The 14,223-nt window shown below is 60.4% G+C and carries 14 protein-coding genes; 10 read left to right on the forward strand and 4 right to left on the reverse strand.

All coding sequences use genetic code 11. The annotated features are described in order from the left end of the window. Positions 1-2: 2 nt before the first annotated feature. From K7G82_RS24750 to K7G82_RS24770, 5 genes are all read left to right on the forward strand, one after another. Complete coding sequence (locus K7G82_RS24750) at positions 3-851, forward strand: hypothetical protein (protein ID WP_222992636.1); 849 nt, start codon at positions 3-5, stop codon at positions 849-851. Beyond that, positions 845-2,227 (forward strand): hypothetical protein, encoded by a 1,383-nt coding sequence (locus K7G82_RS24755; protein WP_222992637.1) that lies wholly within the window; start codon positions 845-847, stop codon positions 2,225-2,227. The genes K7G82_RS24750 and K7G82_RS24755 overlap by 7 nt, the downstream gene beginning before the upstream one ends. Then, the gene (locus K7G82_RS24760) at positions 2,227-3,408 is read left to right on the forward strand and encodes a hypothetical protein (protein ID WP_222992638.1); all 1,182 of its coding nucleotides are present in this window, start codon (positions 2,227-2,229) and stop codon (positions 3,406-3,408) included. Before K7G82_RS24755 ends, K7G82_RS24760 begins: the two co-directional genes overlap by 1 nt. Next, positions 3,405-5,006, forward strand: coding sequence for a pre-toxin TG domain-containing protein (locus K7G82_RS24765; protein ID WP_222992639.1), 1,602 nt, complete (start codon positions 3,405-3,407; stop codon positions 5,004-5,006). Before K7G82_RS24760 ends, K7G82_RS24765 begins: the two co-directional genes overlap by 4 nt. 84 nt (positions 5,007-5,090) lie before the next feature. Further along, positions 5,091-5,813: an IS6 family transposase gene (locus K7G82_RS24770; protein WP_222992640.1), complete on the forward strand. Its 723-nt coding sequence runs from the start codon at positions 5,091-5,093 to the stop codon at positions 5,811-5,813. Here K7G82_RS24770 and K7G82_RS30345 read toward each other — a convergent pair. Then, positions 5,810-6,073, reverse strand: a complete 264-nt coding sequence (locus K7G82_RS30345; RefSeq protein ID WP_222992641.1) for a DUF2924 domain-containing protein — start codon at positions 6,071-6,073, stop codon at positions 5,810-5,812. The genes K7G82_RS24770 and K7G82_RS30345 overlap by 4 nt on opposite strands. Next, positions 6,073-6,597: a DUF3489 domain-containing protein gene (locus K7G82_RS24780; protein ID WP_222992642.1), complete on the reverse strand. Its 525-nt coding sequence runs from the start codon at positions 6,595-6,597 to the stop codon at positions 6,073-6,075. Before K7G82_RS24780 ends, K7G82_RS30345 begins: the two co-directional genes overlap by 1 nt. A 336-nt stretch (positions 6,598-6,933) precedes the next feature. Between K7G82_RS24780 and K7G82_RS24785 the strand changes: the two genes are divergently transcribed. The 5 genes from K7G82_RS24785 to K7G82_RS24805 are packed head-to-tail and all read left to right on the forward strand — an operon-like array spanning position 6,934 to position 12,235. Then, the gene (locus K7G82_RS24785) at positions 6,934-7,203 is read left to right on the forward strand and encodes a flagellar biosynthetic protein FliQ (protein ID WP_246623842.1); all 270 of its coding nucleotides are present in this window, start codon (positions 6,934-6,936) and stop codon (positions 7,201-7,203) included. A gap of 10 nt (positions 7,204-7,213) precedes the next feature. Continuing rightward, positions 7,214-7,966: a flagellar biosynthetic protein FliR gene (locus tag K7G82_RS24790; RefSeq protein WP_222992644.1), complete on the forward strand. Its 753-nt coding sequence runs from the start codon at positions 7,214-7,216 to the stop codon at positions 7,964-7,966. 2 nt (positions 7,967-7,968) lie between these two features. Then, a complete protein-coding gene (locus K7G82_RS24795) occupies positions 7,969-9,048 on the forward strand; it encodes an EscU/YscU/HrcU family type III secretion system export apparatus switch protein (protein ID WP_222992645.1) in 1,080 nt (359 codons plus the stop codon). Further along, entirely contained in the window at positions 9,045-11,060 is a 2,016-nt protein-coding gene (locus K7G82_RS24800; protein WP_222992646.1) for a flagellar biosynthesis protein FlhA, read from the forward strand. The genes K7G82_RS24795 and K7G82_RS24800 overlap by 4 nt, the downstream gene beginning before the upstream one ends. A gap of 50 nt (positions 11,061-11,110) precedes the next feature. After that, the gene (locus K7G82_RS24805; protein ID WP_222992647.1) at positions 11,111-12,235 is read left to right on the forward strand and encodes a tetratricopeptide repeat protein; all 1,125 of its coding nucleotides are present in this window, start codon (positions 11,111-11,113) and stop codon (positions 12,233-12,235) included. On the opposite strand, the gene K7G82_RS24810 is transcribed toward K7G82_RS24805, so the two are convergent. Continuing rightward, positions 12,236-13,354, reverse strand: coding sequence for a flagellar basal body P-ring protein FlgI (locus K7G82_RS24810; protein ID WP_222992648.1), 1,119 nt, complete (start codon positions 13,352-13,354; stop codon positions 12,236-12,238). Continuing rightward, positions 13,354-13,893, reverse strand: a complete 540-nt coding sequence (locus K7G82_RS24815; RefSeq protein WP_222992649.1) for a flagellar basal body L-ring protein FlgH — start codon at positions 13,891-13,893, stop codon at positions 13,354-13,356. Before K7G82_RS24815 ends, K7G82_RS24810 begins: the two co-directional genes overlap by 1 nt. Positions 13,894-14,223 lie beyond the last annotated feature (330 nt).

The following is a 14,223-nucleotide window of genomic DNA, read 5'->3' on the forward strand; positions in this document are numbered from 1 at the left end:
ATATGGATGGCATGTCGTGGCGCGCGGCGTTTGTCTTTGCAATGCTTTCGGCCGGTTTGGGCAGCGCCAGCGCTCAGCCTCAATCCGGCGTGATCGAGTTTAGCGACAAAGCTCCACCACCCAGCGAGCAGGATAAGCAGGAGGCAAAGACCTTTGGAGATCGCGCGGCGGTCCTCGCCGAGCAGATACAGCGAATGACCGCAGCGATACTGGTGACGGATCAGATCCTGTCCGCGCTTGCAGGCAATCTGGAGTCGACAGACCGTGCCGGGCCAATCGAATGGACGATGTGGCGGAGTGCCGGCAACGCGGTACTCATCTTTTCCGGTGATCAGCCATCCTGGACATTCAAGGCGGATGCGGTTGCCGACTATATCGGCGCATCCCTGACCCTCGTCGCGACGATCTCGCAAACGCCGTCATCATTCCGGACGCATGAGCTTGGTGTGGCTGTCGCCGGCATGAAGGACAGTCTCAGTCTCGCCTTTGACGAGCTGGTTGCTGAGCATGGCCTGCTGAACGCCCAGCTTCGCAATTATCCCTTCAGTGTCCTGACATCCCAGGCGCCGCTCAACTGTTCGACGATCAACCGTTATTCCCGCGATTTCCGGTGCATGTCGAAGTCCGAAATCGACATGCCCAAAACCGGCCACTGGTTGTTCAACCGGGATTATGTACGCGCCGACTGGTGCCTCGCGCCTCGGGTCCAGAATTTCAACAAAGATCTGGGACCCGATACCGTCACTCTCGTTCGCAAGGCGTCTTTCACGGATCATCTGATGTCGCAGGCCAATACCGAAACGTTGATCGCGGCACCGCATGCCAGCAGCAGCATCAGGCCGGAATGTTGAGGGCAGGTTGGCATCGCACGGTTGCGGGCGCTCTTGGTGTGGTAGCCATATGCGCAACCACGTATGCCCATGCTGGCCCCGCCGAACTGGCCGACGCCTATGCCGACGTCGTCACATTCGGAGCATGGGGCCGGTCTCGCGACCTGAACGAAGCAAGGCTGGAGCGGCTGAAGGCGCAGTATGAGCTCCAATTGCAACGAGAGCGAAATCTGGCTTCAGCCCAGATCTATTCGACCAGGATAGTTGCGACCGCGGAAGATGTCGCCAACTCGCAGGATGTCGGTCAGCAGATGCTGCAGGGGCTGGCGACGATCAAGATATTGGAAGCGCAGCTCAAGCAGATCGTCGTGGAGCGCTACCAGTCTCGATCGAACATCTCACGCTTCTCGACCTGGTTTGACGGGTTCGTCACGGGCAATGACAAAAAGCTTGTCGCCATTCTCGAACTCCTGCGCGAATTGGACCCGGACGACGACAAGACCGTCAAAGCATTGCTCGTCGCCGCCAAGCTGGATGCCGCGCAAACGAGGGAAGATGCTGCAATTGCTTCGGAATATCTCAAATCGGCATTGCAGGCCGCGAGCTCTGGTCGCGCGCGTGAAACGCTTGCGACGGTTGCAATGCTCCGTACGAGACTGACCGGCGTTCTCGAACGGCAGCGTGAGCGCATTCGACGACTCGTCAACAGGATGGCGGCCGACGATGCCGCGCGGAGGACATTGTGCGACCCGCCCTATGTTCTTTCCGTGAATTGCGACGATAAGGGTGCCTGTTCCTATTATTCGGCAGACCCATCCATGCCTTTGCCATGTCAGGGCCTAACTTATTTCGATGTGTTTCCGGTGAGCGCCGTCCAGTCGATCGTCGCTCATCCTGAGAATTATGCGGTCAATGCCGAATTTTTCGTGGACCTCGGAAAGCTGGCCACCCCAGGAAAGATCACCAAGGAGCGGTTTCGCTCGACCACCGAAATATTCGGCGATGAACTCAAGCCGGAGGCGTTGTTGCCGGCGGCATTCATTTTTCCCGACCGCTGCTCCAATGCCGAACGTTATGCCCAGCGCCTTCGCGAGGCATTCGATTATGTGAACATTTTTGCCGCTTCGGATGAAACCACGCCGGCCACCCGCGCGAATATCAACCGGCTGAAGGCGCAGCGCCCCATCATCGATTTCTGGTTGGAGTCGCTGCACGATATCATACCTGACGCGCAAGATTGCGCGTCCATGACCGCCATTGCCCGGCGCCGATCGACGATGCTGGTTCTTGCGGTCGCTGCCGCGGAGGCCTTCAACACTGCGCTTACGGCAGGGGATCGGAGCAGCGAGGATCCGGCAAAGCTGGCGCCGATCGACATATTGACCCAGGACTTTTGATGCTTGTCGCCCGCCTGATAGTCGCAACCAGGGGACTAGCTGCAGCGCTCGCGCTGAGCTGCGCGGCGCCTTGTGCCGCAGACGATGAATTGCCGGAATCCGTTGCACGGGCCTTTCTCGAAGCCGAGGCCAAGAATTACGTCAAGGTCTGGCTCGATGCGCATCCGCCGGTAGCGGGCGTTACGTCGTTTGGCGCCAAGACATTGTTCGTGCTGGGTCTGCTCATGGCGGCTGACGATTATCGCCGTTCCGACACCGACAAGCAGAAATTCCATGCAGTCGCCAACGGCGCGGTGGCATTTGTGGCATATAGCTATGCGGCGACGCCGGTTGTGGGCCTTATTGTCACCGGGGTCTGGGCGTGCGCGCAGATCGTCGAATCCAGCGTCACCGGATCCTATGGCGAGGCCATGCTCGCCATCCAAAAGGATATCATTCGTATCGAGCAGCAGCGCGAGGAGCTCGTCTTCAAATCCTCGCTCTCGCGCGCCTACCGGATCCTTGTTCTTGTCGACGGCGTGCGCGATTTGATGGACCGCAATATCGAGCTGGAAGCCTACTTCACCGCTGACTGCGCGCAGCGTGCCGGCGACTACGATAGGCTGGCCAGCTGCATGGAAATGCTCAGCCGCATCGTCTCACAGCGTGAGGGTCTTGTCAGGGCCCTGGATGGCTTGCTTGCCTTGCCGGATGCCGATCTTTCCCTGCTGGGCGAGGTTGCCGATCCCGGACAGGCTGCGCCAAAGGGACTGCGCGAACGCCTCCAGGATGCAAGAGCCAAGGCGCAGACTGAAACCGACAAAGTGAATGCCGTCTACACGCCGATGTCTCGAAACTTCGCGAAGCTCGCGGCCGCCTATATGGAAAGCGAAGCGATCGAGGAGGACCAGCGATTGAGCGCGGTGACTGCGGTTGAGGCAAGCTGCAGGGCGCGGCGCACGCTGATGTCGAATCAGGCAGTCGCCAATATCGCCGATCTGGCGCGGGTTTCGCGGCAACTTAAGAATGACACACCGCGTGAGTTGCTGTTGACCCAAAGCCGGGAGATCCGATCGGCCAGCGCAGACCTCATAGCCGACCATGCACAGATCTCGCTGGCCTGTCCGATCATTGCGAAGGACCAGCGAACGAAAAGATTGATCGCGCTCCTCAGGCAGGCCGCGGCTCGTCCCATCTCATGAAGCGACGGGACCTCGTCGCGTCGCTCGCATGCAGCGCCTTTCTTGGCCCCGGCGTCGCGTTCGGAAAGCCGCACAAATGGCGGACTGATCCGAAAACCGGCCGGCAATATTGGGACGAATATGTCTTCGTGCCCGGCTCAAGCGTGGGCAGCTTGAAGGGCGGCAAAATCCGGCATTGGAAGACTAAGGCAGTCTATATCTCGTTTGAAACGGACGTGAATATCGCAGCCAAGCCCCAGCCGTCGGGTCCGGAGATCCAATCGGAAAGCGACGCCACGGCGGCCAGGGCTGCCGCAAAAACCGACAATCCCGAGATGGTGGTCGATACCGTAGGATATGCCTTTGGGGCGGCCGGCGTGAACGCGGCCGGGACTGCGCTCGCCTATGGCGTCGCCTCATCGATTGCTGGCCTGGGCGATCAGGCCGGCCGCATTGCGGCGCTTCAGCAGGATATACGCGCCCTCCAGGACGGTCTCGCCGCCCAGATTGCCGAGCATGGCGATATTCTCGACAGGGCAGCGGCGATCGTCGCTGCTCGTGGCACCACGATCCTCAATTCGACGAGCGAGCCCTCGATATTGCCGGTCTCGGCCTTCGACGACATCCTGCGCACGACCGATCAGACCTATTTGTTCGCAACGCCGGATCCCTATCTCGCAACGAGACTGCACAGGATCGTTCTTGCGCTCGAGCAGTCCGATCCCGCGACAACACCCAATGCCGTTGCCGACCTCACCCGCGCGATGGTCCGGCAGGCGGATGCGACGAGCGCCGTCGGCAACGACGCTGAAGCCGAAGCAATCTATGCGATGGCCCGCAACGTTGCGGACCTGGCGGTGGGCCTGGATCCGGTCAGCGGTGTGGTGCGCGGCGCGTATGAACTGGCGACCGGTCAGAATATGATCACCGGAGCCGCCTTGTCGCAAGGCGAACGCGCTTTTGCGGCAGTCAATCTGGTGCTGCTCGGCGGCTTTGGCACGATCGGCCGCGGCATGACGGCAACAGCCAAGATCGGACATATTCTTGGCGGCGCTCGCGGCACCGCGATCGGCAAGGCGGTGGTTGAGATCATCCAGCATTGGCCGACCAAGACCATCGAGAAGTTGATGGCAGGCTACGCGGCTCGAATGCTCTCGAGCTCGACCGAGCATGTGGCCTTGTCGGCCAACAAGGCTCTGGTACCCGTTGGCCCCGTTAATGGTGTCTACGCACGCGTCATGAGTGCGTCCTATGCAGAGAAGCTCTTCGACGGTGGTCGCCTGGCTGTTGACGAGTTCGCTTTCATCACCGATTCCAAGGCGATCGAGGGCCTGACCAAATGGGATGAGGTCCGCCGCCGCCTGAGCTTGATGGATACGGTGAATATCGGTGAGTTCCGCAAGTTCGCCGACGATGTGGTTGTCGAGTTCAAGTTCAAGCTGAACGAACCGTTGGTGTATCTGCAGAGCCCTTTTGGCGAGGCGGGACGATACGGCCCGGCGTTTCTCCCTGGGGGCTACACGTCCGGCGGCGCGCCGGAATGGGTTGTGGACGCACTGGCGGTCGAAAAGAACATGATCGACATTGGAAGCATCACGATCCGGCCGCTTTTTCCCTGACGCCGATATTAGATTGGGTCACCAACTTTGGGGTTCTGTCAAAAGGATGCGGCAGCGGCAGGGACTGGCTGGTAGCGGTGGTGAATGAGCCGCAAATCCCGCGCCAAGCCACCCTGCCCGTTCCGCTATTTCCACTCCGCGCCCGAGGTCATCCGCATGGTGGTGATGCTGTACGTGCGCTACCCGCTATCGCTTCGGAACGTGGAGGACCTGCTGTTCGAGCGCGGCTATGATCTGTGCCACGAGACGGTGCGGCTGTGGTGGAACCGCTTCGGTCCGATGTTTGCCGGCGAGATCCGCCGCCAGCGCGTAAGCCGGATGCACAGCTTTCGGCACTGGCGCTGGCATCTTGACGAAATGTACGTTCGGTTGAACGGCGATATGGTCTATCTCTGGCGAGCTGTCGATCACGAAGGCGAGATCCTTGAGAGCTACGTTACCCGGACCCGCGACAAGGCTGCGGCCGTGGCGTTCATGAAGAAGGCGCTCTGGCGCCACGGATCACCGCAAGCCATCGTTACGGACGGCCTGCGCAGCTACGGCGCCGCGATGGACGAACTGGGCAACCGGAAAAAGCAGGAGGTCGGTCGCCACCTCAACAACAGGTGCGAGAACAGCCATCTTCCCTTCCGACGACGCGAGCGCGCGATGCTAAGATTCCGGCAGATGAAGTCGTTACAGAAATTCGCATCCGTCCACGCGTCGTTGCACAACCATTTCAACTCCGAACGCCATCTCGTCAGCCGTGAAGTCTACAAGGAGCGCCGCTCAGCCGCACTGGCCGAGTGGCAGATCCTCGCGAGCTAGACCGGCAATCTCATAGGCCGGATTCCGCCAGGTGGAGAACGGTTCGCATCCGACTGACAGCACCGTTCCAGCCGCTGGCTGGTCCTGCGTGACAGGCCGCCATGGACTTTCTCCTGCAGCGCATAGGCAATCGCTAGCCGCAGCAGCCCCGCGCTGACGCGCGGGACCGGGCCGTCACAGACCTCGGTCCAGCGGATACGCAGCTGCGCCAACGACAATGTCACCAGCGCAGCCAGTTGCGCGTCGAGCGAGACCGGCATCAGCCGGCCTCGGCGATGCGGTAGCGGCGGATGCCGTCCACCTTGTCGCTGGTCACGCCCATACCGCTTTTACGCAGGCCGGTCATGGCGGCGCGTGTGGTGTGGGGCAGCCAGCCGGTGGCGGCGATCATCTCATCCAGGGTGGCACCGCCCTCGCGTTTGAGCAGATCGATCAGCAGGCTGCGCTTGGTCACGCGCGGGGCGGGGTCTGGCTGCGGCTGTTTCGGCAGCACCTGTTCCGAGCCGCTGTCACCGTCCTGCTCCTCGGCATTGATGACGGCGCGGCCCGTATCGGTGATGACGGCACCGAAGCGGGCATCACCATCCTCGCGCCAGGCGGTCGCCCTGGTGGCGTCGGGCAACTCCGCAACCAGGCCTTTCTTGATGAGCTGCTCGACCGCCTTCTTCGCGCGATCGGCTTGGTCGCCGATGCTCTCGGGCAGCGGCATCAGGCTGCCGTCCTCACGCTGGGCCGCAGTTGCCAGCAGCACCAGCTGCATGTCGTTCAGTCGAATCTTCGTCATGTGGGTTTTCTCCGGTGTCCGGAGCGGCAACGCGCCGCTCCCACCACCCACAGCCCTGCCGATCTCCATCGGTCAGGGCGCGCAGCCCTCTCGGCCGCCGTTCACTGCAGCCACCAATGCTCGGATTTCAGACGAAGTCGAATGGAATGTCGGAGGTTTACGAAGAAAGGAGATCAGGCATCCGGTTCGATATCATCGCCATCGATGACCTCGGCACCGGGGGGCCAAGCCCGAGCCACGAGGGAAAATTGCATCCATATCGGATGGATGCCTCATCCCCGCCGCTGGCCAGCCTATAAACTGCGGATCAGTATAGAATCTCAAAAGGACGAGCCGTTGGGTGCGGATCGCGCGATTTCGATGCTCGACGGAATGCTGTGGCGAGCGGCCCTTGTATCCGCGCCATTGTTGTTCGCGATTCTGTTGGTGGGCGTGATCATCAGCATCGTGCAAGTCGCCACGCAGGTCCAGGAAATGACCCTCACCTTCGTACCCAAGCTGATCGTGGCCACTCTGGTGCTCGTATTTCTCGGTTCATGGATGATGCGCCAGGTCAGCCAGTTTGCGGAAGCGCTCTTCCTCTCGATTCCATCGCTGGTAAATTAGGACCGCGCCAGTGATCGAGGAGTTGGCCGGGTCGTACATTCTCGTATTGCTGGGTGCCCTCAGAATCGGGCCGGTTTTTGCCTTTGCGCCCCCGTTTACCCTGATGCGCATTCCTGCGACGATCAGGGTTCTCCTCGCGATTGCTCTCGCAGCGAGCTTCATCGCCTCCCACACCGCGACACCGCCGAGATGGGAAATCGGCGAGCTTCTCGGCATGGCGGCAGGCGAACTCCTGCTCGGGTTGAGCATGACATTGGCGCTTCAGCTTGGGTTCGCCGCGATCGCCGTTGCCGGACGAGCTTTGGACATTCAAGCGGGCTTCGGATTCGCGTTCCTGGTCGACCCAACGACCAAGGCGCAAACACCCTTGATTGGTGCGCTGTTCACCTATGCCACCGCCGCGATATTCTTTGCCACGAGCGGACCGAGCGATCTCGTCGCCGTGTTCGCTGCGTCGTTCACCCAGATACCGGTGGGCGGTTTCACCATGTCGAATGGTATCGGACCAATGCTGGCGTTCTTCGCCACCGTCTCGATCCTGGGGTTCGGAACGGTCGGAATCGCACTGCTGGTGCTCTTTCTCGTCGATCTCGTCATTGCGATGATGTCGCGAACATTGCCGCAAATGAACATGCTGGTGCTCGGCTTCCAGGTGAAAGCGATGGTCACCCTCGTCTTGCTGCCCGTGACGCTGGGGCTGGCTGGCGGCGCTATCATGCGCATTCTCCGATTGACCACCGAAGCCATGCTGGCGCTCGGCTGACCATGGCTGAACAGTCGGAAGAACAGGACAAGAGCGAGAATGCGACACCGTTCAAGCTGGATCGCGCCCGACGCCGCGGCATGGTCGCGCGGGGGACGGATCTCGGCTTCTTTTCCGCCCTCATAGGCTTCGTGATCGCGGCCCAACTGACGGGCATGGACCTGCTCAACGCACTGAAAACAGGCATGTGGCGCCAATTCAGCGTCATCATTCCGCGCGGCGCCGAGCCGCTGGTGGTCGAGACCGCCGCCGGCCGGGCGGCGGTTGCCGTTGCGACAACCCTGATTGTACCGGGTATCGTCATTCTCGTGATCATCGTCACGATCGAAATCGCCCAGCTACGTGGGCTCGTCTTCAGCGCCACACCCCTAAAGCCCGACTTTTCACGCCTTAATCCTGCCAAAGGCCTGAAGCGTCTGATGTCGCTCAGAATGCTCAAGGAATTGGCCAAAAGTATCTCCAAAATGGTCCTTTATTCGATAGCTGCCTTTCTCCTCATCCGGTACGAGGCCAGCAATCTGGCACTCCAGGCAAGCGATGGCCGGCAACTGGCAGGAGCGGTGGCTGGCGCGGCAGGACGGTTGCTGCTCCTCTTCATCGTATTGGCGGCTGTGGTGGCGCTTGGAGATCAGCTGCTCGCGCGCGGCGAGTTCGCAAAGCAGATGCGCATGAGTCGGCGGGAGGTAACCCGGGAGAATCGCGAGAGGGAAGGCGAACCGCGCCAGAAGCGCAAACGTCGTCAGATTCTGGCGGAGATCCTCCAGCAGGCCAGTGCCGGATCCGATGTGAAGGGAGCGGATGTTCTGATCGTCAATCCTACCCATTACGCCGTCGCTTTGCGGTACAGAACCGATGGCCCTGATGCGCCCGTCGTGCAGGCCCGTGGCCGCAATCTCTATGCAAAGCGCATGCGTGATACAGCCCGCCGGGAAGGCATCGCGATTATTCGCAATCCAAGGCTCGCGCGCGCCCTTTATCATGAGGGCCGGATTGGTGACCCGATCGGCAAACGGCATTTCGTCGCCGTCGCGGACATCTACATCATGCTGCGCAGAGCCTTGCAGGACAACACTCGCAAATGATCAGCCGACTCTATCGCCAGAATCGCGATCTCGTTCTGGTCGGCGGACTGCTCGCCATCCTGCTGATCCTGTTCGCTCCGATACCGCCGGCGGTCGTCGACCTGGCGATCATCACCAATTTCGGCTTCGCACTGACCATCCTGCTGATGGCCTTTTATGTGCGCCGACCCGTCGATTTCTCGACATTCCCCTCATTGCTCCTCATGGTCACGCTGTTGCGGCTCGGCATCAATGTCGCGGCGACCCGCCTCATCCTGACCGAAGCGGAGGCGGGCGACGTCATTGCCGCGGTTGGCAATTTCGCGGTTGGCGGAAATTACATCGTTGGCATCGTAGTGTTCAGCATTCTGGTCGTCGTCCAGTTTGTCGTGGTGACCAGCGGTGCCCAGCGCGTTTCGGAAGTGGCAGCGCGCTTCACGCTCGATTCAATGCCGGGTCAGCAAATGAGTATCGATGCTGATCTCAACATGGGACTCATCGATCAGGCGGAAGCGCAAAGGCGGCGCCATGAGATCGAGCAGGAGGCTTCCTTCTATGGGGCGATGGATGGCGCCAGCAAATTCGTAAAAGGTGACGCCATCGCCGCGATCATCATCCTGCTGATCAATATCATCGCGGGCTCGCTGATCGGCATCCTGCAACTCGGCTTGAGCTGGTCCGAATCCCTCAAGCACTTCACGCTGCTCACAATCGGCGATGGTATCGCCGCGCAGCTTCCAGCGCTCATCGTCTCGGTGGCGACAGGCATTATCGTAACCCGGTCGTCCGCCGATCGAGATCTCAGCACGGAAGTGTTCGCCCAGCTCTCATCCATCCCCAGAGTGTCATGGATCGTGGCGGCCGCGTTGTTTGTCCTCATGCTCCTTCCGGGCATGCCCAAATGGCCGATCGCAATCCTTTTCGGGATCGTGGCGCTGATATGGTGGCAATCACGCAACGCGGAGCCTGAGGAAATGCCATCCGAGATGACGGTCGCGGCAGCCGACGATCTCGCTCAGGAGACGCGCGCCGATGGTCCGGAGATCCTGCTTGGCGCCGATCTCGCGGAAGCCTGGAAGGAGCACCGAGGCCTTTTGCTCGATCGCATCTCGGCGGTGCGCAGAGCGCATATGCAGGAGTTCGGCGCCCCTCTCCCGCCGGTTCGGGTCGTCGACGGCGAAGGCCTGGGCCTTTCGGAATATGAAATCCGGTTGTTCGGGACGCGGTTCGGGCTGGGAACCAGTCATCCCGACATGTTGCTGGCGATATCGGCAAAGGATCCCAATGCCCGCATCGAGGGCCTGGAAACAATTGAACCGATGACCGGCCAAAAGGCGTTCTGGATCCAGCCAGGGCAAACAGATGATGCGAGGGATCGCGGCTTCTCGGTGGTGGAACCAATCGTCGCACTGACGGCGCATTTTGCTGACATCATCCGCGCGGAAGCGGCAAGGCTTCTCTCGCGACCGGTATTTACCGAGATGGTCGAAGCAGCCCGTCAGCGACAGCCGAGTCTGATCGAGGATCTTATCCCGACCATCCTGTCACTCTCGGATGTGCAGAGGGTGATGCGCAACCTGCTCGGCGAGGGCGTTTCCATCGCCAATCTCGACCTGATCCTGGAGAACCTCCTGGACCTGGCCCGCAATCAGCGAGACCCTGACGAGTTGTCGGAATTGCTGCGGCAAAGGATCGGCTTTGCCATCTGCAACAAGCTGCGCGGGCCGCATCGCGAACTTTCGGTGATGAGCCTCGATCCAAGACTGGAGAATGAAGTGACGGCCAATCTGGGAACCGTCGGGCGCGGCCTCGATCCTCGCACAGCCGAAGGGTTGGTGCGTCGTATCGCGCCAATCGCTGAGCAGATGTTCCGCCAGGGCAGAAATCCGGTCCTCCTCTGCGCCACCGAGATTCGCAGGGCGATGAAGCTTTTGACGCAGCGCGCCATTCCGCGACTGTCAGTCATATCCGTCAATGAAATCCCCGAGCGAATCGATCTGTCGTCGTTCGATGTGGTAAGGATCGACGGCTAATCCATGCCCGCATTCCCAAGCTCCCGGAATTCTCAAGAGGAAACCGCATCATGAATGCGACTGACAGCGACAAGCTGGCCCGACTGCTGACGTATCTGGAAAGCGATCCATTCAACGCCGACCTACTGACCGATGCGGTCCAGACATCGCTCGATACTGGTGATCTCGATCGGGCGGAAACCCTGAACGAACGACTGATCGAAGTTCTGCCGATCGACTTTCGAGGTCCCTATTACAAGAACATGATCGCAATGAAGCGCGGCGAGTTTGCTAAGGCCGCAGCCGGGCTTGCACGCTTGCTCGAGGAGCATGACTATCCGAACGTTCGCTTCGGCCTCGCCTGGTCGGAAGCCATGATCGGCAAGAAGCATGAGGTTCTTCCGTTGCTCGATGACAGGACGGTCGAGGCCATTCCTGCCGCCGCGATGCTGAAACTGCAGGTGATGCACGAGAATGGCGATTTCGATGGTGCATTCGCATTCGCTCATCAAGCAATGGAACTGCATCCGGCCGACCAAGGCCTCATGGCGGCGGTCGCCACGCTGGCGACCGATATGGAAGACATGGAGTTAGCCCGGCATTGCGCCGATAAGGCCGGAAATCATCCGGAAGGTCTCGCGGTTTCCGCGTTGGTCCAACTTCAGAATGGCGATCCCGTCTCTGCTCGAGACTTGTATGATCGATCACTCTCGATCCGCGACCATAATCCACGCGCCTGGGTCGGACGTGGATTATCGGCATTGATGGACCACGCTCCGCAAGAGGCCGCACGGGACATCGACAAGGGCGCGCAGCAATTTGGCGATCACATCGGATCCTGGATAGCCGCGGGCTGGGCACACTGCATTGCCGGGGACTTGAACGCGGCGCGCCAGCGATTTGAGCATGCCCTGGCGATCGATCACAATTTTGCCGAGACTCATGGCTCACTCGCCGTAATCGACATACTGGAGGGCAATCAGGACGCAGCGCGCCGCAAGGTCGCAACCGCTATCAGGCTGGACCGCGAATGCTTTGCTGCGGCGCTGGCGCAAGTGCTGCTATCCAGCGACGATCCAGCCAGGGCGAACCAGATTGTCGAACAAGCCATGCAGACGCCGCTCAACGAGAAGGGGCTGACGATCGCTGGCTATCTCGCGGGCCTGTCCGGTCGGTCAGGCGCCACCATACATTAATTATTGCACGACAAGATCCGCGTGGAGCGCGCCAGCCGCCTTTAGCGCCTGCAGAACGCTGATGATGCGCCGGGTATCCACACGGAGGGTTGTCAGACCCTGGACAAGGTCCCCGATCGTGGTGGAGCCAAGCCGGATCGTGGCGTCGTTGCGCCCCTCCTCGACATCGAGCCTGGTATTGGAAATAACCAGGCTCGAAACATCAGTGGCAAATCCCGAGATGTAAGAGGGTTGAGACCCTTCGTTTCGCGTCTCGACCTTGACCCTGATATCACCCTGCGCGATCGCGACAGGAGAGATAGCCACGTCCGCGCCGGCCACCACCGTCCCCGTCCGCTCGTTCACGACCACCCGATACTGTCGTGGAGGACGGATCTGCAGCTTCTCGATGGCCGCGACATAAGCAGCCAGTTCCCGGCGATCGGACGGGGCCCGAATCTGAACGCGATCGGCGTTTTGCACCCATGCGGCCCCGGGGCCATAAAGTCCCTGGACGAGTTGGGCGATATTCTGGGCGGTCGCGAAATCAGGCTCGGCCAAAAGAAAGGAAATCTCGCCATTGCCCTGGACGATATTCGCGTCGACCGAACGCTCGATCGTCGCGCCCTCCACGATCCTGCCCGTCGTCGGATGATTGCGCTGCATCATGTTGAGCTGCGCATCGAACTGATAGCCGCCGACGACCAGGGCTCCCTGCGCGAGGCTATAGACCTGACGGTCAGGGCCCTCCAGAGCCGTCAAAAGCAAGGTGCCGCCAACAAGGCTCCGAGCGTCCCCGATCGACGAGACGGTCGCATCGATCTTGTCGCCGATATTGGCGGACGCAGGCAAGGTGGCAGTGACGATCACCACCGCCACGTTACGGCTGCTGATATCCTGGTCGGTCACAGTGGTCCCGAGTCGGGAGAGCACATTGCGAAGGGCCTGCCTCGTCACCGCGTTGCTGCGGGTATCGCCGGAGCCGGCCAGGCCGGTAACGAGGCCATATCCAACCAGGGCATTTTCGCGCCAGCCATCGAACCTGCCCAGCGCATGAAGTGGCACTTCCTGCGCGCTTGCGGTCGTCGACGAGATAAACAGGGAAAGGCTAAAAACCAGAAGCGAGAGAATAGGACGCATCAACTCAGTCCGAGAAAGCTGAAAAGGCGCTGGATCAGGCCGGGTTTCGCGCTTCGCGAGACGAAACCCTTGCCGTTATAGTTGATCTGGGCATCGGCGATCCTGTTCGATGCGACGCGATCTTCTCCGTCGATATCGGCGGGGCGAATACGCCCGCGAACCTCCACGAGGGTTTCCTCGCCATTGATTTTCATCCGCTGGCTGCCGTCGATCATGAGATCGCCATTCGGCAGCACCTGCACGATCGACGCACTCATCTGCGTGACGAACTTTTCCGAGCGCCGAACTTCCCCGCGACCGTCATAACTCCCGCCCAGGGCCAGCTCCGCGCGTTCGTTGATCGAACCCGCGGCAAAACGACCATTCAGTGCCGAGCTTTTCCGCGAGCCATTGAGCATCGTCGAACTCGATTCCGCGGCCTGGACAATCACGACGGTCAACAAGTCACCGACGGCCGTGGCCCGGCGGTCGGTGCCCAGGGATTGGGTTACGCCATGCTTATACAAGTCTTCGGCAAATGCCGGGCCCGAGACTATCATTAACGGAATCAATATAGCGCGCCGACGAGAGGCGCAAAATCCCCGCACTGCCGTTGCGGCAGCAGATATGAATGACATCTCGCTTCCCCTCGCCCACATCATCTAAATCGGGGCGCGCGCAAGCTCACCTGAAACAGCATCCATTATGGATAGTATTCGTGCCCTATATCGGACCATTTCCCAGCCGAAACAATGACATCCAAACTGATCTGAGCGGGGGTGGGCGCTAGAAATTTAGGTCCATTTATCAATGTGCTGACCAGACTCACGCAGCAACCCATTCTGATCAAGGCGGTAGCGCCAGCAACGCTCCCAAACTCACACCGCGGC

Origin of the sequence: Sphingomonas colocasiae (assembly GCF_019880585.1) — a bacterium.
GTDB lineage: Bacteria > Pseudomonadota > Alphaproteobacteria > Sphingomonadales > Sphingomonadaceae > Sphingobium_A > Sphingobium_A colocasiae.